The organism is Pseudomonas sp. R84 (assembly GCF_009834515.1).
Taxonomy (GTDB): Bacteria; Pseudomonadota; Gammaproteobacteria; order Pseudomonadales; family Pseudomonadaceae; genus Aquipseudomonas.
The window spans coordinates 605,689-628,011 of sequence record NZ_CP019426.1 but is presented as its reverse complement, the minus strand read 5'-3'; the positions used below and the strand labels follow the sequence as shown (position 1 = coordinate 628,011).

The window sequence follows — 22,323 nt, the reverse complement described above, 5'->3', positions numbered from 1 at the left end:
TTTTTTAAGGACAACCAATGAAAGAGCGTCTGTTTATCCTCAGCCAGTACCTGCTGCCTCATCACCTGCTGTCCCGCCTGGCTGGCTGCATTGCCGAGTGCCGCGTGCGCTGGTTCAAGAATGCCTTTACCCAATGGTTCGCCAAGCGTTATCAGGTGGACATGTCGCAAGCGCTGGTCGAAGACCTGACCGCTTACGAGCACTTCAACGCCTTCTTCACCCGCGCCCTGAAAGACGGCGCGCGTCCACTGGACGAAACTCCGGGTGCGATCCTCAGCCCGGCCGACGGTGCGGTCAGCCAGCTCGGCCCGATCGAGCACGGTCGCGTGTTCCAGGCCAAGGGCCACAGCTTCAGCGTGCTGGAACTGCTCGGCGGAGATGCGGCCAACGCAGCGCCGTTCATGGGCGGCGACTTCGCCACCATCTACCTGTCGCCGAAAGACTACCACCGCGTGCACATGCCGCTGGCCGGCACCCTGCGCGAAATGGTCTACATCCCGGGCCGGATCTTCTCGGTGAATCAGACCACCGCTGAAAACGTACCGGAACTGTTCGCTCGCAACGAGCGCGTGGCGTGCATCTTCGACACCGAGCGCGGCCCGATGGCTGTAGTGCTGGTCGGCGCGATGATCGTCGCTTCGATCGAAACCGTATGGGCCGGTCTGGTCACGCCGCCGAAGCGTGAACTGAAAACCTTCCGCTACGACGAAGCCGCCCGTGCCCCGATCCATCTGGAAAAAGGTGCCGAACTGGGCCGCTTCAAACTGGGTTCGACCGCGATCGTGCTGTTCGGGCCGGATCAGGTCAAATGGGCTGAAGAACTGGTCGCCGGTTCGCCAGTGCAGATGGGCCAAGGCCTGGCGCTGCCAAACGCCTGAATGCTGTGAGCCACTGATCCGCCCGTTCGCACGTCTGCGAAAGGGCGGATACGACTCGGTGGTGCCGTTACTCTATCTGCCCACGGAAGCCGATCGGGCCTTCATTGACATAGGTATTGGTGCCACTGAGGTTTTTCCCACCGTCACTGGACGTGACGCTCAACGCGATAACGTTCTGATTGTCCCGGCCGCCAATTACCCACTTGCCGCCCGGATGCCATGGGGCATCATTGCCACCCCACTGATTCTCGACGTTGTACTGGTTCTGACCGGTGCGTTGCGCTTTGAAGCCAATGGGACCTTCCCCGGCATAGGTCATGGTGCCGGTGAACGTTTTGCCGTCATCGTGCGACTTGATGTCGATAGCGACGACATTCTGGTTGTCCCGCCCACCCAACACCCAGGTTCCACCCGGATGCCACGGCGCCGAACTGCCACCCCATTGATTTGCCACTGCATATTTAGACATGAACCTCATCTCCTTGAAGTTTCGGGAGACCTGCCCGAGGTTGACGGCAGGCCGTGCAACCGTGCGTTTCCGATCGCACGCCTGAGAGACTAGTAGGGCTTGTGAAATGGCATCCGGCCAGCAGACCAGCGGTCAAAAACCCTGACGCCATCCGGCGAAACAAGCCACAGCTGCTAGAGTTTTGGGCATTGCCCATTTCGCCGCCGGAGCCATTTACGGCATGAGTGAGTCTCGCCCCCAAGCCTTCCTGAGCGCGCCAACCCCGTCGCAAACGCGCCTGTCGTTTTGCGAAGCGACTCCACGCGACCTCAAGCGCTGGATTGCCGACCTGCCAAAAGCCAACATCGGCGAAACCGCCCGCCTGCTTTATCAAGCCTTGGGCGAACTCAATCTGTTGCTCACGCCCAGCGACAACCGCCTCAACCTGCTGGAGCTGTTGCGACCCGAGGTGTATTTCGTCTGCCAGCATCTGGAGCGGCATTTCCTGCATCAGGCGATCATGCTCGACGAGCGTTCGCGCAAGATCAGCAATCTCTGTCAGGCACTGCAAAGCCATCTGGCCGTCGGCTACAAACAGATCGTGCTGCGCATTGCCCCGAAGTACAGCAAGGATCGCGCAGCATTGGTCAGCATGGCCCTGCAACGGGCAGCCCATGCGCTCAAAGGCCAGTTGCTGCGCGCCACGCAGTTATACAGCTCGCCGCCGGAACATCTGTGGTTCGAACTGCATCAGCTGTATCGCAGCGCCGCTGAATTACAACTGCAACACCGCCGCGTGCACGACGATCTGGCCAGCCTGACGACAGAGCTGAGCCTGGAACAGACTTACATCGCCGCAATATTGCTGGGCAGCGCCCGCTGCAATCAATTGCGCCAGAACCAGATCGCCCGCCTGGCCGAAGTGCTGGAACCGTGGAGTGCACTGCTCAAACTGCATCCCGCAAACCCGGACGCTGGCCTGTTGGCAATCAGCGCAGAGCTCGATGCCGGGCCGCGCTACCGCAACATGTTTCGCAGCGAGCAACAGCGTGGATTGCTTGGTTTCGATCCACAGCCGTTGGTGAATGCCATCGAAGCGCATTTGCTGCATCAGGACACTTCGACGCCGCTGCCCGTCCCGGCCGGGCTGAGCTTCGATACCCTGCAGCACCTGCATGCCGCCTGGGGTCAGGCTGCAGAACGCAGTTTTCAACGCACGGTCGGCCAAGGCGATCTGACCGTGTGCGTCGGCATGAGCGCCCTGCACTTCTACCTCGGCGGCGAGCGCAGTTTCAGCGAACTGCTCAAGCATCCCGGTGCGCGCTCGGCGAATTTCAGCCGTGCCGTCGCTGAAGGTGAAAAGGACAGTTGGAGTCAGGCATTCGATGCAGCACCGCAGAGCAAGGCTGATGAGTTTTTGCCCTACGAGGAAATTCAGTACGACCATTTGCTCGAGGATGAAAGCGCCACCGACAGCACACCGCATTACCCGACCCACGCCCTGCCGGTGATCAATCACAGCCCCGGCGGTTACTGTCTGGCGTGGCCAAATGAAGTGCCCGCCGAGTTACAGGCCGGAGAAATGCTCGGGATTCAGGACAGTGTCGGTCTGGGCTGGAGCATTGCGGTGATCCGCTGGATCCGCCAGGTGCGAGGTGGTGGCACGCAGATGGGCATTGAACTGGTGGCACCGCACGCCCAGCCCTGCGGTTTGCAACTGGTGCGCTCGCGGGACGATCACAGTCAGTATTTGCGCGGACTATTGTTACCGGAGATCAGTGCGATCGATGTGCCGGCAACCTTGCTGGCGCCGCGCCTGCCGTTTCAGGAAGGCAGCAAGGTGCTGATCAACACCCAGGGCGAGGAGCACCGCGCCGGGCTGGATCGCCGGGTGGCGAGTACGCACAGTTTCAATCAGTTTGCCTATCGCTCACTGGAGGCCACGCAGAATGGCGGGAGCGAGGAGGATTTTGATTCGCTGTGGAAATCGCTTTAAAGCAAAAGATCGCAGCCTGCGGCAGCTCCTACAGAGAAATGCATATCCCCCTGTAGGAGCTGCCGCAGGCTGCGATCTTTTGATTTTTAATTACAACTGTCCGTCACGATCACGGAAACCCAGCAGATACAGCACGCCATCCAGACCCAACGTAGAGATCGCCTGCTTCGCCGACTGCTTGACCAGTGGTTTGGCGCGGAACGCCACGCCCAACCCGGCAATCGCCAGCATCGGCAGGTCGTTCGCGCCGTCGCCGACCGCGATGGTCTGCTCAAGACGCAAACCTTCCTTGTGTGCCAGCTCTTTCAACAGATCAGCCTTGCGCTGCGCATCGACAATCGGCTCGATCGCCACGCCGGTGCACTTGCCGTCGACCACTTCCAGTTCGTTGGCAAACACATAGTCAATTCCGAGCTTGGCCTGCAACTGCTTGGCGAAGTAGGTGAAGCCACCGGACAGGATCGCGGTCTTGTAGCCCAGACGCTTGAGTTCGGCGAACAAGGTTTCAGCACCTTCGGTCAGACGCAGCGAAGCGCCGATCGAGTCCAGCACGCTGACATCCAGACCTTTAAGCAAGGCCAGACGCTCTTTGAAGCTGGCGCGGAAATCCAGCTCACCGGCCATGGCGCGTTCGGTGATTTCAGATACCTGTTCGCCCACACCGGCAGCCTTGGCCAGTTCGTCGATGACCTCGGCCTCGATCAGGGTCGAGTCCATGTCGAACACCGCCAGGCGACGGTTGCGGCGGAACAGCGAGTCTTCCTGAAAGGCGATGTCGACATTCAGCTCTTGGGCGACGCTGAGGAATTCGGCGCGCAAGGCCTGCGGATCAGCCGCTTCGCCACGCACGGAAAACTCGATACAGCCCTTGCCCTTGTCGGCTGGCGTGTCAAGCGGCATGCGACCCGACAGACGGTCGATATGGTCGATGTTCAAACCGTATTTGGCGGTGATCGAGCTGACCGCCTGCAATTGGCCGGCGGTCACTTTGCGAGTCAACAGGGTAACGATGTGACGCTTCTTGCCCTGATTGCCCACCCACTGCTGGTAATCCTCTTCGGACACCGGGGTGAAACGCACCTGCTGGTCGAGCTCGTAGCCCTTGAACAGGATGTCCTTGAGCACGGATTTACCCTGTTCCGAATCGGGGATTTCAACCAGGATGCCGAACGACAGGGTGTCGTGGATCACCGCCTGACCGATGTCGAGAATGTTCACACCACCCTGTGCCAGAACACCGGTAATGGCTGCCGTCAGACCCGGACGGTCGACTCCCGTGATGTTAATCAGGACGATTTCGCGCAACGCGCACCCCCGCAACTGGAAAAAAACCGCATTCTACCCACTTTCAGTGACCATCGGGCACCGCGAGCGCTTTGCCGGTCTAGGGCCTGTCGCTATACTGCGCGTCAACTTCACGGACAAAAGAGCCGAGCTCAGTGAACCGGCCCACGCCAGTTAAAACCGATAACTTCTTCCTGCTGATCTTCCGTGCACTGCGCCACCGCCGTGTACCGATTGCATTGCGCATTGCCAGCCATAACGTGATCCTGGTCGCTCTGGCCCTGGTGATCTATGCCGGCGTGATGGGTTTGCAATTCAAGCAGGCCATGCACCAGCAGGCCGATGCGCTGGGCGAAAGCCTGACCACGCAGACCGCGACCTCTGCCACCGAGCTGTTGGTGTCCAACGACATCCTCAGCCTTAACGTGCTGCTCAACAACCTGACCAAGAACAAACTGGTGGCCCACGCGGCGATCTACAGCGTGGATAACCGTATCCTCGCCGAGTCCGGTCAGCGCCCCAAGCACAGCCTGCTGGGCGAAGCCGAAGGCATGTACGAGAGCAAGATCACCTTCCAGGACGTGACCGCCGGGCAACTGCGCATCAGCCTGGACATGGATCAGTTCCAGCAGCCGATGACCATCAGCCTGCAAAGCATGGGTATTCTCAGCGGGATTCTGTTGGCGCTGTCGCTGGCCCTGAGCCTGCGCATGGGCCGCTATCTGTCGACGCCGCTGCTGCAATTGCGCGTCTGGTTGCGCCGCATCGACGAACACACGCCGGGCATCGATCGTCAGGATGAAATCGGCGATCTGGCGCGTCAGCTGCACGCCAACTACGCGCCGGAGCCTGCACCTGAACCGGAGCCGGAATTCGAGGACGAAGGAGACGAGCCGGAATTCGAGGTGCGCAACTTGCGTGATCCGAGTTTCGACGAAACCCGTCCGATGGCCGCGCAGAAACCTGCCCCGCGACATCTGGTCAGCACCGTCGAAGACGATGATGACGATGACGCGTTCGCCGACCTGCGCGACGAATCGCTCAATGGCGCGCCGCAACCCGTCGTCCGCCAGCCGTCGCCAAGCGTGCCGCAGCACACCGCCGTGCTGGCCGTGCAACTGGGCTCGCAGGAACAACTGCGGCGCTTGCCACGGGCACGCCTGGAAGAGTTGCAGGAGCGCTATCGCGATTGCCTCGATCAGGCCGCTTCGTTGTATCAGGGCGAAATTGAAACCCTGAACGACGGCAGCACGCTGATGCTGTTCCACACCGAAGACAGCGGCGATGACTACCTGACCAATGCGATCTGCTGCGGCGAACTGCTGCGGGCGCTGGGTCATCAGTTGCAGATTGAAGTCGCGGATAGCGGCATCACCCTGCAATTGCAATTGGGTCTGACCTTGGGTGATGAGCTGTTTGGTCTGAGCCAGATTGATCTGTTGCTGACCGACTCGGCGCAGGATGCCCTGGCCTTGTCGCAGCACAGCCGCAACCTGCTGCTGGTTGAGCGCAAGATCAGTGACGATGCGCTGATCCGTCAGCGTGCACGGATCCGTCCGATCGCCAGCCCTGAGGGTGCTTGCTGTGTGGAGCGGTTGATGGAGCCTTATCCGTCGATGCTCGAGCGGCAGCTGGCGCGGATGCATGAGCGTCGGGCGTAAGCCTTAGACCTTAGGCCTGAAACACAGAAGCCCGCCGACGAGTGATTGTCTGCGGGCTTTTTTGTGGCTGACTGAAAAGCCCCTCATCGGAACGCCGCCCGCCTACCCCTCTCCCAGAGGGAGAGGGGACTGATCGGGGGATATTGCCGAAATACACGGACCTGCACGTCCTGCTGTCCATAATCGCCAAGCTCTTTCAGGTCGATGTATGACGCCAGACACCTCGGTCGGTCCCCTCTCCCTCCGGGAGAGGGTTAGGCGGGCGGCGTTCCGATGAGGGGCTTTTGATCTTTCACGCAGAACCCCAGACACAACAAAGCCCGCACAAGGCGGGCTCTGTTCTGACTCGGTTCAGGCTTAGAAGCGGAACACTTCCATATCCGTACGAATTGGCGAAGCCATCGGTATCTTCGGCTGCTTCTCGGCTTCCGCCGCCGGTGCTGCCGGTTTCGGTGCCGACTTACGCGGCGCCTCAGCCACCGGAGGCTGGTTGGCCAATGGCTTGAGCGCTACCGACAATTGCTCGGCCAGACGCTGCAGCAAAATGCCCTGGGCCTGAACCTGCGAAGCGGTACTGCCGGCATGCAGCTCTTGCAGATGCACGATGCGGTTATCGCGCACTTGACCACGGCGGTCGATCAGACGCCATTGCGCATCGAGGATCGCCGGTTGTTTCTGACCGGAGTCCAGACGCGTAATGGTTAGCAGCACCTGCACATCCGGAGTAAATCCGGTTGTGGCCGGTGCCAGCACCACACGCTGGCTGTCCAGATGGCCCGCGACCTGGCGCATCAACAACTGATCGATATCCGACGAAAGGCTACCCGCCCAACGACCGTCGGTCGCCGCTTGCAGACTGCCGTCCGGTTGACGTTGCAGCAAGGTCTCACGTTGCAGGTAATCGGCTACGACTACCGGACCCAATAAAACCGCCATGCCCGCGCTTTGCGCAGGCTGAACCGGACTTCCGCTGTCCAGTTGATACAGCGACACCGGCTGGTGAACGCTGCAACCCGCCAGGCCCAAAACGCCGGCGAGCAGGAAAATAAGGGGGCGCAGAGCAGTCATCATCCCGTCCAGGTGGCCGCCACAAGGCTGACCACAGTGAAAATACTCAATAAATATGAAGAACGCTCGGCCACGCCGGCGCTTGGAAAGGCCATATCATCCGTGAATATGCGTTCCGACTCCAGCGCCAAAGCGTCGATCTACGCGTTAAATCGTGGATCGACGCGTCTAGCGCGCTTAATTGAGGTTTTCGACGAGCAGCGCATCCACTCTCTGGAAGCCCCTTGGAAGCTTATTGCCACGACGTCCACGCTCACCTTTGTAGTGTTCGAGGTCGTCGGCCTTCAGCGAGAGGGTCCGTTTTCCGGCCTGCAGCACCAAGGTGGCGCCTTCCGGAATGACGGCGATGTCCGTGACATATTCTTCGCGACTGGCCACACGTTCACCGGAAATACCGATGATCTTGTTGCCTTTGCCCTTCCCTAATTGTGGCAGATCGCTGATTTTGAAGATCAGCAGGCGACCTTCGGTCGTCACCGAGGCCAGCCAGTTGTGCTCGCGGTCAGCCACTGGTCGCGGCGCGATCACTTTGGCGTTGTTCGGCAGGCTCAACAGGGCTTTACCAGCCTTGTTCTTGGCTTGCAGGTCTTCGCCTTTCACCACGAAGCCGTAACCGGCGTCCGAGGCGATCACATACAACGCGTCGTCTTCCGGCATCAGCACGCATTCGAAGGTTGCGCCCGGCGGCGGCGTTAGACGACCGGTCAACGGCTCGCCCTGGCCTCGCGCCGACGGCAGCGTATGCGCAGCAACCGAATAGCTGCGGCCGGTGGAGTCAATCACCACGGCAGACTGGTTGGAACGTCCCGCCGCCGAGGTTTTGAAGCCGTCGCCGGCCTTGTACGACAGGCCAGTGGCGTCGATGTCGTGACCTTTGGCCGAACGGATCCAGCCTTTTTCCGAGAGGACGACGGTGACTTTCTCGTTCGGCAGCAGATCGTGTTCGGTCAACGCTTTGGCTTCGGTGCGCTCGACGATTGGCGAACGGCGGTCGTCGCCATAGGTTTCGGCGTCCTTGATCAGCTCGGTGCGCACCAGCTTCTTCAACTTGGCTTCGCTGCCCAGCAGGGCTTGCAGCTTGGCTTGTTCCTTGAGCAGTTCGTCCTGCTCGTCGCGCAGCTTCATCTCTTCCAGCCGCGCCAACTGACGCAGACGGGTATCGAGGATATAGTCGGCCTGAATCTCGCTGAGGGCGAAACGCTCGATCAGCTTGGCTTTCGGATGTTCCTCAGTACGGATGATGTGGATCACTTCATCGAGGTTGAGGTAAGCAATCAACAAACCGTCCAACAGGTGCAGACGACGCTCGACCTTGTCGAGGCGGAATTGCAGGCGGCGACGCACGGTCTGCACGCGGAACTCCAGCCATTCGACCAGCAGCGTGCGCAGGTTTTTCAGCTGAGGTTTGCCGTCCAGACCGATGATGTTGACGTTGACCCGGTAGGTCGACTCCAGCTCGGTGCTGGCGAACAGGTGCTGCATCAGCGCTTCGTGATCAACGCGGCTGTTGACCGGAATGATCACGATGCGGCACGGGTTCTCGTGGTCGGATTCGTCACGCAGGTCAGCGATCTGCGGCGCTTTCGACGGTTTCGCCTGCATCAGCGCAGCGATCTGCTCCAATACCTTGGCCCCGGAGACCTGATGCGGCAGCGCGGTGACGATGATGTCGCCGTCCTCGACATGGTACACGGCGCGCATGCGCACCGAGCCCTTGCCGGTTTCGTACATTTTCAGCAGGTCGGCGCGCGGCGTGATGATTTCCGCTTCGGTCGGATAGTCCGGACCCTGAATGTGTTCGCAGAGCTGCTCGACCGTGGCTTTCGGCTCATCGAGCAAACGCACGCAAGCGGTGGCAACTTCGCGCAGGTTGTGCGGCGGCACGTCGGTGGCCATGCCCACGGCAATACCCGTGGTGCCATTGAGCAGAATGTTCGGCAGGCGCGCCGGCAGCACCAGCGGCTCCTGCAAGGTGCCGTCGAAGTTCGGGCCCCAGTCCGCAGTGCCCTGGCCCAGTTCGCTGAGCAGCACTTCGGAATAACGCGACAACCGCGCTTCGGTGTAACGCATGGCGGCGAAGGACTTCGGATCGTCCGGCGCCCCCCAGTTACCCTGGCCGTCGACCAGCGTGTAGCGATAGCTGAACGGCTGGGCCATCAGCACCATCGCTTCGTAGCACGCCGAGTCGCCGTGCGGGTGGAATTTACCGAGCACGTCACCGACGGTACGCGCCGATTTCTTGTGCTTGGAATCGGCGTCCAGGCCCAACTCGCTCATCGCATAAATAATGCGACGCTGTACCGGTTTCAGGCCGTCGCCGATATGCGGCAGGGCACGGTCCATGATCACGTACATGGAGTAGTTGAGGTAGGCACTTTCGGTGAAGTCGGCCAGCGAGCGGCGTTCTACACCGTCCAGGCTGAGATCAAGGGGGTTGCTCATGCAGGCCTCATCGGTTCGTTGTCTGGCGCAGCAGCATGGTGCCACCGCGCTGAGTAAATTCAAGTTTGTTCAGGGCGCTCATGCCGAGCTGCACCTGATCGCCATGCAGCCCCGGCGCCACCAGTGCACGGACATCCCGCAGCACAATGTCACCCAGTTGCAGGCGGTTGATTTTGGTCCGATAGCCCTGGCTCAGGCCGTTAGCCGTGCTCAGGGTCACTCCGAAACCTTCTTCCAGCTTCAAACGTTTGGCCAGATCCGCCGGGATCGCCACATCGGTCGCGCCGGTGTCGAGCATGAACTCCACCGGCTCACCGTTGATCTGACCGCTGGCGACAAAATGCCCTTGGGCGTTGCCGGCCAGTTTCACCTCGATAAAACCTTGGCCCTGCTCCGACGTGACCACCACGTTCGGATTTTGCTGGCGCTGCTCCCACTGGCCGAAAAACCGCGTGGCCAGAAACAGTGCCGCGCACCACGCCAGAATCATCAGCACCCGACCGGCGCGCTTGCCCGGCGGTTGCTGGCTCATGGTTTGGCACTCCAGCCACCGTCAGGTGCGGCGAAGCGCCAGACGATCGGCCGAACCTCACCGTCCGCGCGCGGGCCGAAATTATTGTCGACGCCGACCCATGCACCATCAGCGTCAACGATCAGCGCCTCTTCCAACCCGAAGTTCTGCGAGTAACGGCGGTTGGCCTGCAACAGTTCAGCGGCGTACGACCAGCAACGCTCGACCTTGGCGGTCTGCGCATCGCGCCGACAAATCTGGAAGGCGTTGCGCTCAAGGGTAAACAATTTGCCGTTAAACAACGAAAGGTCGGAAAAGTCTCGGTCGACCGCTCTGGCCTTGGGGAACTGCGGCGGCTGCATTTCCTTGCCGCCCTCGCTGAGCAGCACGCAACGACCGTCGCAATCCCACACCGTCTGCTGGCGCTTGATCAGCAGCAAACCACGGCTTTGCCGCTCGGCGGCCAGCCACATCTGATCACCCGCCGGGCTGATCGCCAGGCCTTCGAAGATCGCATTGAAATGCAGGAGCATGCCGCTGGCCCGCGCTTCGCGAACCATCATCGGCGAGATCTTCAGCCAGTTGACCGCGCCGCTGACAGGCACCTGCAAGACCGCCGCATGACCCTCGCTGACAATGTAGCGATTACCGGCGCTGTCGCAGCTGATGCCCTCGAAATCCAGATCGCCACCGCGCACGAACGACGCGGCCCAATTGCGCGAACGCAACCCCCACGGCAAACCGGTCTCGGGCACCAGGGGTACGTCGATGTGCAAGGCTTCGGCCTGCCAGACCTGATCGGCGGTATTGAGCCGATAGATCTGATCGTCATCGCGGTCCGACACCGTCCACAACTCGCCGCCACACATGGCCAGCCCCGACAGGTTACCGCCGCGCATGCCGTCGACCGGGTGCCCGGAGAGCACGCGCAACTCCTGCAACGGCTCGGCCGACACATTCATTGCACTCAGCAGCAAGACACCCGCCAAGGCCCAGCCAAACCGCATCAGGCCAGCACCTCGGCGAGGTTACCTTTGGATTCCAGCCAGGTTTTGCGGTCACCGGCGCGTTTCTTCGCCAGCAGCATGTCCATCATTTCCGAGGTTTGCGCAAAATCTTCGCCCAGCGTCAGTTGCACCAGACGCCGAGTGTTCGGGTCCATGGTGGTTTCACGCAGCTGCGGCGGGTTCATTTCACCCAGACCTTTGAATCGGGTGACCTGGGGTTTGCCACGCTTCTTCTCGGCGACCAGACGATCGAGAATGCCGTCACGCTCGGCTTCGTCGAGGGCGTAGTAGATCTCTTTGCCCAGGTCGATGCGGTACAGCGGCGGCATGGCCACGTAGACGTGACCGGCATCCACCAGCGGGCGGAAATGCTGGACGAACAGCGCGCACAACAGGGTTGCGATGTGCAGTCCGTCGGAGTCGGCGTCGGCGAGGATGCAGATCTTGCCGTAACGCAGTTGACTCATGTCCGCCGCGCCCGGGTCGACACCGATAGCCACGGCGATGTTGTGCACTTCCTGGCTGGCCAGCACTTCGCTGCCGTCGACTTCCCAGGTGTTGAGGATCTTGCCGCGCAACGGCAGGATCGCCTGGAATTCCTTGTCCCGCGCTTGCTTGGCGGAACCGCCGGCGGAATCACCTTCGACCAGGAACAGTTCGGAACGCATCGGGTCTTGCCCGGCGCAGTCGGCCAGTTTGCCCGGCAGCGCCGGGCCCTGAGTCACACGTTTACGCTCGACTTTCTTGCTCGCTTTCAGGCGGCGACCGGCGTTGTTGATCGCCAGTTCGGCCAGCGCCAGACCGGTTTCCGGGTTGGCGTTGAGCCACAGGCTGAAGGCGTCCTTGACCACACCGGAGACGAACGCTGCCGCTTCACGCGATGACAGACGCTCTTTGGTCTGGCCAGAGAATTGCGGCTCCTGCATTTTCATCGACAGGACGAACGCGATGCGCTCCCAGACGTCTTCCGGCGCCAGCTTCACGCCGCGCGGCAGCAGGCTGCGGAATTCGCAGAACTCGCGCATCGCATCGAGCAGGCCCTGACGCAAACCGTTGACGTGGGTACCGCCCTGCGCCGTCGGGATCAGGTTGACGTAGCTTTCCTGCACCGCGTCGCCACCTTCCGGCAGCCACAGCAACGCCCAGTCGACCGCTTCTTTGTTACCGGCGAACGCGCCGCAGAAGGGCTCGTCCGGCAGGCGTTCGAATTCGCTGACGGCATCGACCAGATAGGAGCGCAGGCCGTCTTCGTAATGCCACTCGACTTTCTCGCCGGTGCCTTTGTCTTCGAAGCTGACCAGCAGACCCGGGCACAACACCGCCTTGGCCTTGAGCACGTGCTTGAGACGGCTGATGGAGAATTTCGGTGAATCGAAATACTTCGGATCCGGCGCGAAGTACACGCTGGTGCCGGTGTTGCGCTTGCCGACGGTGCCGACGATTTCCAGTTCCGAGGCTTTGAAACCGTCGTTGAACGTCATCTGGTATTCGTTGCCGTCACGCTTGACGCGCACACGGACTTCGGTCGACAAGGCGTTGACCACGGAAATACCCACGCCGTGCAGACCGCCGGAGAACTGGTAGTTCTTGTTCGAGAACTTACCGCCCGCATGGAGCTTGGTGAGGATCAGCTCGACGCCCGAAACACCCTCTTCCGGGTGAATGTCGACCGGCATGCCGCGACCGTCGTCGCTGACTTCCAGCGAATGGTCGGCGTGCAGGATGACCTGCACCGACTTGGCATGCCCCGCCAGAGCTTCGTCGACACTGTTGTCGATGACTTCCTGGGCGAGGTGGTTCGGCCGACTGGTGTCGGTGTACATGCCGGGGCGTTTGCGCACCGGGTCGAGGCCCGAGAGGACTTCGATGGCGTCGGCGTTATAAGAGCTAGCGCTGGGAGTGGCCATAGGGTCTCGTCGTCAGTCATTCATGAAATAGGGGCAAGACTTCACAGTGCGGTGAAATCGATTGCCTGATACACATCGGCGCCAATGCCGGCAAAACTCAGCAACGCCGGCAATTGCCCGGCAAAGCCTTGGAAACTGTGGTCGCCGCCGGCCTGAATACGCAAGGCGCAGGCGCGGTAATACTGCTGGGCGAGGCGATAATCCAGTGTTTCATCGCCGGTCTGCAACCAGACCTGATAGCGCTGGGCATCCTGAGGCGCCGGCACTTCCAGTTCGGCCAGGGCCGTGACGTGGTCGTGGGTCAATTCCCAGGTTTCATCCGTATACAGGTTTTTCTGCGTGCCCAGATAGCCGTCGAACATTCGGTGCGGGCTGACCGCCGGGTTGACCAGCAGGGCTTTCAGGCCATGGCGCTCGGCCAGGTGAGTCGCATAGTAGCCGCCGAGGGAGCTTCCCACCAGCAGCGGGCTGCCCAGCTCGGCGATTGCTTGCTCCAACTGACCGATGGCTTCGCGCGGATGGTGATGCAGGGCCGGAACACGCAGTTTGTCGCTCAAACCCAGTTGCTCCATCACCGTTACCAGCTGACAGGCCTTTTTCGAGGCTGGGGCGCTGTTGAAACCGTGGATATAGAGGATCGAACCGGACATTTGAGCTCCCTGGGTGTCGGTTTGGGTTTGCGGAGTTTACAGGGAGAGAAGATTGGATTGGGGGTGGTTTCAAGAAATTGGTCATTCAGCAAGGGCGGCCCTCACCCTAGCCCTCTCCCAAAGGGAGAGGGGACTGATTGGGGGATATTAAAGAGATACACCGACCTGAAAGTGATTGGGCGAATCCATAATCAACTCAGTATTTCAGGTCGGCGCATGACGCAATACACCTCACCCCAGCCCTCTCCCTCCGGGAGAGGGCTGGGGTGAGGGTTTTGATTTGCCGCTCAATAGCCGTTGGAGCCGTAATCGACAGTGAAGGCGAAACCGGTGACGCGCTCCACGCCAGTCTCCAACCGCCCATCCGGCAACAACCGCAACCAGCGATACCCCGGCGCCTGCTCACCCACCTTAAAGTCCACACTCCCCGGCTCAAACTGAATGCACGTCGAAGGCGAAGCCATCAACCGCACGCCATTGCGCTCACGGTCAATCTCCTGATGCACATGCCCCCACAGCACCGCACGAACCTGTGGAAACCGATCCATCACCTCGAAAAACGCGTCAGGATTGCGCAAACCGATCGGCTCCATCCACGCACAACCGATCGACACCGGGTGATGGTGGAAGCACACCAGATGATGCCGCTCCGGCGCTTCGCTCAGCGAACGCGCCAGCAGTTGCAGTTGATCGTCCTGCAAGTACCCCGGCACCGAACCGGGTACAGCCGAATCTAAAAGAGTCACGCGCCAGTTGCCGATATCGACTACTGGCTCCAGAAAGGTGCTCTGCACGGCGGCCTGGGCCATGATCATCGGTTCGTCGTGATTACCGGGAATCCACCGCGCCGGTGCAGCGATCTGCGCGCTCATCTCGCGAAATTGCTGATACGACTCCAGCGTGCCGTCCTGGGAAATATCCCCGGTGGCCAAGATCAGATCGATCTGCGGCTGCTGCGCCAGCACCAACTCAATGACTTTTTGCAGGCTCTCGCGGGTGTTCATGCCCAACAGCGTGCCGTCCGCTTCAGCAAACAAATGGCTGTCGGACAACTGCACCAGCAACGCCGGATCGGCGGAGGTCAACATGGATACGCTCGGCAAGGCGCTCTCCCAAGGCAAAAGCACGGAATCGATCAAGTGCCGCAATTATGCTGGGGGATGACAGAAAGAGGAAACCGCCGAACCGGACACAGTTCACAACTAGCGTACGACTTCATACTCGTGCCCCAACGCCAGGCAATGACTCAGCCATTCCCCCAGGAACAGATTGAGCTGAGCCTTTTCATCCGGCTGATGCATCGCCGCATTCGGATAAGGATAGATGCCGCGAAAGCGTCGTGCATGTTCGGCGCTGACCACTTCGGCCATGCGTGCGTCGTGATAGACCTGCACTTCCAGTTGCGGCACCGGCAGCCATGGCAGGCTGTGTTCCTGGCGCACCTGCAGCGTGGTGGTGTAGGGACAGGTTTGCAGCACTTCGAGGGCAAGCACGCCAAGCATCTGCTCGCCCTGGGTCACGGCGATGCGCCGCGCCTCGGGCTCGCTGCGCATGTCCGGCAGCAGTCGCATCAGGCGCGCGTAGTTGGCCTCGCAGGCGGCTTGTAGCCCCACGAGGTCGACTCGATAACGATCGCGCAGCTTGTTTACGACCATAACCCCCTCACTTCGGCGCGGTTCAGCGCCAGCCATTGCAAGGCGATGATGCTCGCCGCGTTGGCAATGCGTCCATCACGGACGGCCTGCAAGGCATCTTCAAAGGCCCAGACCGTGACGCGGATATCTTCTGCCTCTTCTTCCAGGCCATGCAGGCCGCCAACGCCGTCAGTGCTGCAACGCCCCAGATACAAATGCACGAACTCGTTGCTGCCGCCCGGCGACGGGAAATATTTGGTCATCGGCCACAAGGCCTTGATGTCCAGCCCAGCTTCCTCCTGCGCCTCGCGGTGAGCAACTTCTTCCGGTTGTTCATCCTTGTCGATCAGACCAGCGACCAGCTCGACCAGCCATGGATTGTCGGTCTTGCCCATGGCGCCGATGCGGAACTGCTCGATCAGCACCACTTCATCGCGCTGCGGGTCGTACGGCAGCATGCACACGGCATCGTGACGGACAAAGATTTCACGGTTGATTTCGCGGCTCATGCCACCGGCGAACAATTCATGGCGCAGGTGAACACGGTCGAGCTTGTAAAAGCCCTCGTAGCATTTTTCGCGCCGCACGATATCGACAGCGGTCGGAATGGCGTTGGCAAAATCAGTCATGAGCATCCTCTTTACTGCAGATCCATTACGAGATTGCTGGTTGTTACTGGCAACCTCGACTTCGCGCCATCCTAACGCGCCCGAACGGTTTGATGCAGCCCCTTTACCGTCAGCGGGATGGACGGTGGAGGCGAAACCCACTCTAATTAGCTTAGTGGCGAACTGACTGCTTCTGCGAGAGTCGAAGCGGATATCTTTTTGCCTTCCCCTGCTTTCGAAAGGACGCCCATGTCGCTTTTCAAAATTGCCTCCGTGGCCGCCATTGCCCTGACTCTGGGCGCGTGCGCCAGCCTGTTCCAGCCCAACTACCGCACGCCGCTGGAAACCACCCGCGATGCATCGGAAACCCTGAAACCCGGCTGTTCCAACCCGGACTGCCCACTGGTGAACATCGACACCCTGCGCTTCCCGGCCGAACCTGCACTGGATGGCATCATCGAAAAACGTCTGCTGCAAATGACCCGCACCGAGAAAAACGCCCCGGTAGCGCCGACCCTGGCGGCCTACCGCGATCAGTTTCTGGCCAGCGCCGGCCCGCGCAACAGCAGCTACCTGCAAGCGAAAGTACGTGAGCAGCATGACGGCTTGGTGATCATCGAGTTGTCGAGCTACCTCGACACCGGCGGCGCGCATGGCACCCCGGGTCGCGGCTTCATCAACTATTCGCGCCAGCAGCACAAAGTGCTGAACCTGTCCGACATGCTTGTGCCGGGTCAGGAAGAGGCGTTCTGGAAGGCGGCGCAGGTCGCGCACAATAGCTGGCTGATCAGCACCAAGCTCGATCAGGAGCCGGAGTTCGTGGCGAACTGGCCGTTCGTGAAAACCGCGAACGTGGCGCTGACCTATGGCGGCGTGATCCTCAAGTACGACGTGACCACTATTGCGCCTTACGCGCTGGGCCACGTCGAACTGAAGATTCCCTATCCGCGTCTGAACGGCATTCTCAAGCCTGAGCTGTTTCCCGGCCGTAACTGAAGGCCCGACCGAGCACTAGCTGTAACAGCCCTGCCAGCACCAGCGCCGGCAGGGTTGCGCCGACATCCGGATACAGATTCGCCAGCAAATGGTAGGTGCTCACGCCACCCAGCCACGCCAACAACGCCGGCCAGCGCAATGCGGCTGACGCGACCTGAGCGCTGCGCTTGCGCAGGATGAAGTGATCCACCAGCACCACGCCGAACAGCGGCGCAAACACCGAACCGATCAACAGCAGGAAATTCTGGTACTGCGCCAACGGCGCCAGCAGGGCGATCAGCGTGCAGATCACGCCGATGGCCAAGGCCAGATGCTCGACTTTCAGGCGCAACAGAATCCCGCTGGACACCGCCGCCGAATGAATATCGGCGAAAGCGTTTTCCGACTCATCCAGCAGAATCAGCAACAGCGGAATGCCCAAACCGGCGCCGGCCAGTGCCAGCAGCAGCGCATTGACTTCACCGCTTGGCGCGAAGGCCAGGGTGTAGGCGACGCCGAGGCTCATCAGCCAGAAGTTGCCGATGAAGAAACCGACGGCAGTACCGCCGAAAACATTCTTTGCGCGTTTGCCGAAACGCGAGTAGTCGGCGATCAGCGGCAGCCACGACAGCGGCATTGCGATGGCAATGTCGAAGCCCACGGCGAACGGCAGCGAACCGTCACCGGCACGCGACCAGAGATCGGCCAGATCGGCTTTGGCGAACAGGTTCCAGGTCAGCCAGAGGCACGCCGCCAGCAGCAGCCAGATGCCCCACTTGCGCAGAATCTGCCGCACAAAGGTCAGCGGCCCGCTCACCGCGAGCAAGGTGGCCAGCGCACCGAAAAACAGCGTCCACAACACCGGGTTCGACCACAGCGAGCCTTCGCTGAACGCGCGGGTACCGAGCTGGCTGGCGGCGTCGCGCATGACGATGATTTCGAACGAGCCCCAACCGATCAGTTGCAGCAGATTAAGCAGCGCCGGCAGGCTCGCGCCTTTGCTGCCGAGGCTGAGCTTCAGCGCAGCCATCGACGACAGGCCGGTGTCACTGCCGATCACGCCAACGGCGGCCAGGAGCAGCACGCCCACCAGCGTGCCGAGGAAGATTGCCAGCAGCGAACCGGACAGGCCCAGACCTGGCGCGAGCAATGCGCCGGTCTGCAGAACCATCAGGCCGATGCCGAGGGAGAACCACAGGGAAAACAGATCGCGACCGCCGAACACACGCTTGTCAGCGGGCACGGCGAGGTCGGGAGAATAGGTGCTGGGTTGAATGCTCAAGGGTGCTGATCTCACAGGAGTGATAGCTACAAGTTGCAAGCCACAAGCTGCAAGAAAAAGCAGGTTTCGCATGTGCTTATATCTTGCAGCTTGCAGCTTGCCGCTTACACTTTTTTATAAAGCTGACTGCCTTCCTTTTTGAACCGCTCGGCCTGTTCCGCCAGGCCTTTGGCGACGTCCACGTCGACCGCGTCGATCCGCTGGTTGGCCGCGTATTCGCGGACTTCCTGAGTGATCTTCATCGAGCAGAATTTCGGCCCGCACATCGAACAGAAGTGCGCGACCTTGGCCGAGTCCTTCGGCAGGGTTTCATCGTGATACGAACGCGCGGTGTCCGGATCCAGACCGAGGTTGAACTGGTCTTCCCAACGGAATTCGAAACGCGCCTTGCTCAAGGCGTTGTCGCGAATCTGTGCGCCCGGATGCCCTTTGGCCAAGTCCGCTGCGTGCGCGGCGATCTTGTAAGTGATGATCCCGGTCTTCACGTCATCCTTGTTCGGCAGACCCAAGTGTTCCTTCGGCGTCACATAGCAGAGCATCGCGCAACCGAACCAGCCGATCATCGCCGCACCGATACCCGAGGTGATGTGGTCGTAGCCCGGCGCAATGTCGGTGGTCAGCGGGCCGAGGGTGTAGAACGGCGCCTCATCGCAGCACTCCAGCTGCTTGTCCATGTTCTCTTTGATCAACTGCATCGGCACGTGGCCCGGGCCTTCGATCATGGTTTGCACGTCGTGCTTCCAGGCGATCTTGGTCAGTTCGCCGAGGGTTTCCAGTTCGCCGAACTGGGCAGCGTCGTTGGCGTCGGCAATCGAACCCGGACGCAAGCCATCGCCCAGCGAGAAGCTGACGTCATAGGCTTTCATGATTTCGCAGATTTCTTCGAAATGCGTGTAGGCGAAGTTTTCCTTGTGATGCGCCAGGCACCACTTGGCCATGATCGAACCGCCACGGGACACGATACCGGTCACGCGTTTGGCGGTCAGCGGCACGTAACGCAGCAGCACACCGGCGTGAATGGTGAAATAGTCGACGCCCTGCTCGGCCTGCTCGATCAGCGTGTCGCGGAACAGCTCCCAGGTCAGGTCTTCGGCCGCGCCGCCGACTTTTTCCAGCGCCTGATAGATCGGCACCGTGCCGATCGGCACCGGCGAGTTGCGGATGATCCACTCGCGCGTTTCGTGAATGTGCTTGCCGGTGGACAAGTCCATGATGTTGTCCGCGCCCCAGCGAATACCCCAGGTCAGTTTCGCCACTTCTTCTTCGATGGACGAACCCAAAGCACTGTTGCCGATGTTGCCGTTGATCTTCACCAGGAAGTTACGGCCGATGATCATCGGTTCCAGTTCGGTGTGGTTGATGTTGGCCGGAATGATTGCGCGGCCACGGGCGATCTCGTCACGCACGAATTCCGGGGTGATGATTTTCGGCACGCTGGCGCCGAAGCTGTGGCCCGGGTGTTGCTGATCCAGCAGGCCAGCGGCGCGGGCCACTTCAAGTTTCATGTTTTCGCGGATGGCAACGAATTCCATCTCGGGCGTGATGATGCCCTGACGCGCGTAGTGCATCTGCGTGACATTGCCACCGGCCTTGGCGCGGCGCGGATTGTTGACGTGGGCAAAGCGCAGCTTGGTCAGTTCCGGATCGGCAAGGCGTTCGCGGCCGAAGTTGGAACTCAGGCCCGCCAGGCGCTCAGTGTCGCCACGGTCGTCGATCCACGCCGAACGCACATCGGCGAGGCCTTTGCGCACGTCGATCACCACGTTCGGATCGGTGTACGGGCCCGAGGTGTCGTAGACGGTCACCGGCGCGTTGATTTCGCCGCCGAAATCGGTCGGCGTCACGTCGAGGGTGATTTCGCGCATCGGCACGAGGATGTCCGGGCGCGAGCCCTGAACGTAGACTTTTTGCGAACGGGTGAACGGCTTGACCGATTGCTCATCGACCTTGGCCGAGTCACTCAGGTTGATCGCGTTTTTTGATTTTGTAGTCATCACGGGCTCTCCAGACAGCATCCAGGCAGTGGATTGTCGGAGCAGAACCTGAAAGGCACGGACGCACCAGGACCGGTGCTGTGCATCGTCGTCGAGCGTTCGATTGTCGAACAATTTCCCGGACGAAGCACAAGAGGACTCGCCGGGTGACGAGAAATCTTGTTCCCTACGCAGGCGCTAACCTGATCAGGTTCAACGGGATCCGAAATTATTCGATCTCAGCCTCATAGCAAGGCACCCCGACAAGAACCCGGCCAGTCTAGACACAACCGGCAAAGAACGCCAACACCGCAGCAAACACCATGATGAATGGCATAAATACAGGGGCTTGGCCGATTGTTGTGAGGCAAATGCACAACTACACTCGCTTTGCCCCGCCACGCCTTGACGCTGCGGGGCCTGCGCCTTAACGTTGGCGCCCGGATTACTTCCATAATATTAATGCTAGGGATCGCCTCATGCTGCGCAAACTCTCACTGGCTGTTGCCGTGTCTTGTGCGTCCAACGCAATGGCCTGGGCAGCAGAAGCGCCCTTGTCGACCAAAACCGATCTGGTCAGCGTCTACCAGGAAGCTGTCGACAACAACGCCGATCTGGCCGCCGCCCGCGCTCAGTACGGCGCACAGAAAGAAGTGGTGCCGCAGGCCCGCGCCGGGCTGCTGCCAAACCTGTCGGGCGGCGCCGAAGTGGCCAATGTGCGTACGTCGATCGATCAGCCTTCGGCCACCGCCAATCGCAGCGCTCACTCGTATCAGGCGACTCTGGCCCAACCATTGTTCCGCGCCGATCGCTGGTTCCAGTACCAGGCCGCGAAAGACGTCAACGAGCAAGCCGCGCTGCAACTGTCGGCGACCGAACAGAACCTGATCCTGCAATCGGCCGAAAGCTATTTCAACGTGCTGCGCAGTCAGGACAACCTCGCCTCGACCAAGGCGGAAGAAGCGGCGTTCAAGCGCCAGCTCGACCAGTCCAACGAACGTTTCGATGTCGGCCTTTCGGACAAGACCGACGTGCTGCAATCGCAAGCCAGTTACGACACCGCCCGGGCTAACCGTATCGTTGCGCAGCGTCAGGTCGATGATGCGTTCGAAGCGCTGATCACCCTGACCAACCGTCAGTACAATTCGATTCAGGGCATCGTCCACACGTTGCCGATCCTGCCGCCGGCGCCGAACGATGCGAAATCCTGGGTCGACACGGCGGCGCGGCAGAACCTCAATCTGCTCGCCAGCAACTACGCGGTCAGCTCTGCCGAGCAAACGCTCAAGCAACGCAAGGCCGGCCACTTGCCGACCCTCGACGCGGTAGCGAAATACGAGAAAGGCGACAACGACGCCCTCGGTTTCGCCAACCCGAACTCGTTCGGTGCGCCCTACGGTGGCAACGTCGAACAGAGCACGGTCGGCCTGCAACTGAATATCCCGATCTACAGCGGCGGACTGACCAGCTCGCAAGTGCGCCAGTCGTATGAGCAACTGAATCAGAGCGAACAACAGCGCGAATCGCTGCGTCGGCAAATCGTCGAGAACACCCGCAACCTGCACCGCGCAGTGAACACCGATGTCGAGCAAGTGCAGGCGCGCCGCCAGTCGATCATCTCCAACCAGAGCGCTGTGGAAGCCACGGAAATCGGTTATCAGGTCGGCACGCGCAACATCGTTGACGTGCTCGATGCGCAGCGTCAGCTGTACACCTCGGTGCGCAACTACAACAACACCCGCTACGACTACATCCTCGACAACCTGCGCTTGAAGCAGGCGGCGGGGACGTTGAACCCGGGGGATCTGGAAGATCTGCGGCGGTATTTGAAGGCTGACTACAACCCGGACAAGGACTTCCTGCCACCGGATCTGGCCAAGGCGGCCGAGGCGCAGCTCAAGGCCCGGCCTTAAGCCTTAAAAACAAAAGATCGCAGCCTTCGGCAGCTCCTACATCGGAATACGTTTCCCTGTAGGAGCTGCGGCACGCTGCGATCTTT

General features: G+C 60.6%; 18 protein-coding genes and 1 riboswitch. Of the genes, 5 read left to right on the top strand and 13 right to left on the bottom strand.

The features are described 5' to 3' along the window. Positions 1 to 17 precede the first annotated feature (17 nt). Entirely contained in the window at positions 18 to 878 is an 861-nt protein-coding gene (gene asd / locus PspR84_RS02800; RefSeq protein ID WP_077570589.1) for an archaetidylserine decarboxylase, read from the top strand. Between the two features lie 67 nt (positions 879 to 945). Here asd and PspR84_RS02795 read toward each other — a convergent pair whose 3' ends face one another. Then, the gene (locus PspR84_RS02795; RefSeq protein WP_016985694.1) at positions 946 to 1,347 is read right to left on the bottom strand and encodes a hypothetical protein; all 402 of its coding nucleotides are present in this window, start codon (positions 1,345 to 1,347) and stop codon (positions 946 to 948) included. A 220-nt stretch (positions 1,348 to 1,567) separates the two neighbouring features. On the opposite strand from PspR84_RS02795, the gene PspR84_RS02790 reads away from it, so the two are divergent. Then, positions 1,568 to 3,322 (top strand): molecular chaperone, encoded by a 1,755-nt coding sequence (locus PspR84_RS02790; protein ID WP_160055318.1) that lies wholly within the window; start codon positions 1,568 to 1,570, stop codon positions 3,320 to 3,322. A 90-nt stretch (positions 3,323 to 3,412) separates the two neighbouring features. Here the strand turns inward: PspR84_RS02790 and serB are convergent, their stop codons facing one another. After that, positions 3,413 to 4,627, bottom strand: a complete 1,215-nt coding sequence (serB, locus tag PspR84_RS02785; protein WP_008079219.1) for a phosphoserine phosphatase SerB — start codon at positions 4,625 to 4,627, stop codon at positions 3,413 to 3,415. Positions 4,628 to 4,761: 134 nt separating this feature from the next. Here serB and PspR84_RS02780 point away from each other — a divergent pair, with 134 nt between their 5' ends. Then, a complete protein-coding gene (locus PspR84_RS02780) occupies positions 4,762 to 6,267 on the top strand; it encodes an AhpA/YtjB family protein (RefSeq protein ID WP_160055315.1) in 1,506 nt (501 codons plus the stop codon). A 357-nt stretch (positions 6,268 to 6,624) separates the two neighbouring features. On the opposite strand, the gene PspR84_RS02775 is transcribed toward PspR84_RS02780, so the two are convergent. The 9 genes from PspR84_RS02775 to PspR84_RS02735 form a co-directional block, all read right to left on the bottom strand. After that, complete coding sequence (locus PspR84_RS02775) at positions 6,625 to 7,335, bottom strand: ABC-type transport auxiliary lipoprotein family protein (protein WP_007915780.1); 711 nt, start codon at positions 7,333 to 7,335, stop codon at positions 6,625 to 6,627. Positions 7,336 to 7,512: 177 nt separating this feature from the next. Beyond that, positions 7,513 to 9,777 carry a DNA topoisomerase IV subunit A gene (gene parC / locus PspR84_RS02770; protein WP_160055312.1) on the bottom strand — a complete coding sequence of 755 codons (2,265 nt, stop codon included), beginning with the start codon at positions 9,775 to 9,777 and terminating at the stop codon, positions 7,513 to 7,515. A gap of 7 nt (positions 9,778 to 9,784) precedes the next feature. Further along, positions 9,785 to 10,309: a TIGR02281 family clan AA aspartic protease gene (locus tag PspR84_RS02765; protein ID WP_160055309.1), complete on the bottom strand. Its 525-nt coding sequence runs from the start codon at positions 10,307 to 10,309 to the stop codon at positions 9,785 to 9,787. Then, on the bottom strand, positions 10,306 to 11,295 hold the full coding sequence (locus tag PspR84_RS02760; protein WP_160055306.1) for an esterase-like activity of phytase family protein: 990 nt from the start codon (positions 11,293 to 11,295) through the stop codon (positions 10,306 to 10,308). The genes PspR84_RS02765 and PspR84_RS02760 overlap by 4 nt, the downstream gene beginning before the upstream one ends. Next, positions 11,295 to 13,202, bottom strand: a complete 1,908-nt coding sequence (gene parE, locus PspR84_RS02755; RefSeq protein WP_160055303.1) for a DNA topoisomerase IV subunit B — start codon at positions 13,200 to 13,202, stop codon at positions 11,295 to 11,297. The genes PspR84_RS02760 and parE overlap by 1 nt, the downstream gene beginning before the upstream one ends. A gap of 41 nt (positions 13,203 to 13,243) precedes the next feature. Beyond that, the gene (locus tag PspR84_RS02750) at positions 13,244 to 13,852 is read right to left on the bottom strand and encodes a YqiA/YcfP family alpha/beta fold hydrolase (RefSeq protein WP_077570573.1); all 609 of its coding nucleotides are present in this window, start codon (positions 13,850 to 13,852) and stop codon (positions 13,244 to 13,246) included. Between the two features lie 287 nt (positions 13,853 to 14,139). After that, a complete protein-coding gene (cpdA, locus tag PspR84_RS02745) occupies positions 14,140 to 14,955 on the bottom strand; it encodes a 3',5'-cyclic-AMP phosphodiesterase (protein ID WP_160055300.1) in 816 nt (271 codons plus the stop codon). Between the two features lie 99 nt (positions 14,956 to 15,054). Next, entirely contained in the window at positions 15,055 to 15,507 is a 453-nt protein-coding gene (locus PspR84_RS02740) for a DUF1249 domain-containing protein (protein WP_160055298.1), read from the bottom strand. Next, positions 15,498 to 16,115, bottom strand: coding sequence for an NUDIX domain-containing protein (locus PspR84_RS02735; protein WP_077570568.1), 618 nt, complete (start codon positions 16,113 to 16,115; stop codon positions 15,498 to 15,500). Before PspR84_RS02735 ends, PspR84_RS02740 begins: the two co-directional genes overlap by 10 nt. A 228-nt stretch (positions 16,116 to 16,343) precedes the next feature. Here PspR84_RS02735 and PspR84_RS02730 point away from each other — a divergent pair, with 228 nt between their 5' ends. Further along, positions 16,344 to 17,090 (top strand): RsiV family protein, encoded by a 747-nt coding sequence (locus tag PspR84_RS02730; protein WP_160055295.1) that lies wholly within the window; start codon positions 16,344 to 16,346, stop codon positions 17,088 to 17,090. Here the strand turns inward: PspR84_RS02730 and cytX are convergent. Continuing rightward, positions 17,059 to 18,351, bottom strand: a complete 1,293-nt coding sequence (cytX, locus tag PspR84_RS02725; RefSeq protein WP_160055292.1) for a putative hydroxymethylpyrimidine transporter CytX — start codon at positions 18,349 to 18,351, stop codon at positions 17,059 to 17,061. The two genes, PspR84_RS02730 and cytX, sit on opposite strands and share 32 nt — an antisense overlap. Before the next feature lie 104 nt (positions 18,352 to 18,455). Further along, positions 18,456 to 20,345, bottom strand: a complete 1,890-nt coding sequence (gene thiC, locus PspR84_RS02720; RefSeq protein ID WP_160055289.1) for a phosphomethylpyrimidine synthase ThiC — start codon at positions 20,343 to 20,345, stop codon at positions 18,456 to 18,458. Positions 20,346 to 20,491: 146 nt separating this feature from the next. Further along, positions 20,492 to 20,597, bottom strand: a riboswitch (TPP riboswitch). A gap of 206 nt (positions 20,598 to 20,803) precedes the next feature. Here thiC and PspR84_RS02715 point away from each other — a divergent pair. Continuing rightward, complete coding sequence (locus tag PspR84_RS02715; protein WP_160055286.1) at positions 20,804 to 22,237, top strand: TolC family outer membrane protein; 1,434 nt, start codon at positions 20,804 to 20,806, stop codon at positions 22,235 to 22,237. Positions 22,238 to 22,323: the final 86 nt, after the last annotated feature.

Coding starts and splice junctions, on each gene's coding strand:
- PspR84_RS02760 (WP_160055306.1), bottom strand. CDS start 11,295: ATGCGGTTTGGCTGGGCCTTGGCGGGTGTCTTGCTGCTGAGTGCAATG.
- PspR84_RS02730 (WP_160055295.1), top strand. CDS start 16,344: ATGTCGCTTTTCAAAATTGCCTCCGTGGCCGCCATTGCCCTGACTCTG.
- asd (WP_077570589.1), top strand. CDS start 18: ATGAAAGAGCGTCTGTTTATCCTCAGCCAGTACCTGCTGCCTCATCAC.
- thiC (WP_160055289.1), bottom strand. CDS start 20,345: ATGACTACAAAATCAAAAAACGCGATCAACCTGAGTGACTCGGCCAAG.
- PspR84_RS02750 (WP_077570573.1), bottom strand. CDS start 13,852: ATGTCCGGTTCGATCCTCTATATCCACGGTTTCAACAGCGCCCCAGCC.
- PspR84_RS02715 (WP_160055286.1), top strand. CDS start 20,804: ATGCTGCGCAAACTCTCACTGGCTGTTGCCGTGTCTTGTGCGTCCAAC.
- PspR84_RS02775 (WP_007915780.1), bottom strand. CDS start 7,335: ATGACTGCTCTGCGCCCCCTTATTTTCCTGCTCGCCGGCGTTTTGGGC.
- PspR84_RS02740 (WP_160055298.1), bottom strand. CDS start 15,507: ATGGTCGTAAACAAGCTGCGCGATCGTTATCGAGTCGACCTCGTGGGG.
- PspR84_RS02765 (WP_160055309.1), bottom strand. CDS start 10,309: ATGAGCCAGCAACCGCCGGGCAAGCGCGCCGGTCGGGTGCTGATGATT.
- parC (WP_160055312.1), bottom strand. CDS start 9,777: ATGAGCAACCCCCTTGATCTCAGCCTGGACGGTGTAGAACGCCGCTCG.
- PspR84_RS02795 (WP_016985694.1), bottom strand. CDS start 1,347: ATGTCTAAATATGCAGTGGCAAATCAATGGGGTGGCAGTTCGGCGCCG.
- PspR84_RS02790 (WP_160055318.1), top strand. CDS start 1,568: ATGAGTGAGTCTCGCCCCCAAGCCTTCCTGAGCGCGCCAACCCCGTCG.
- parE (WP_160055303.1), bottom strand. CDS start 13,202: ATGGCCACTCCCAGCGCTAGCTCTTATAACGCCGACGCCATCGAAGTC.
- PspR84_RS02735 (WP_077570568.1), bottom strand. CDS start 16,115: ATGACTGATTTTGCCAACGCCATTCCGACCGCTGTCGATATCGTGCGG.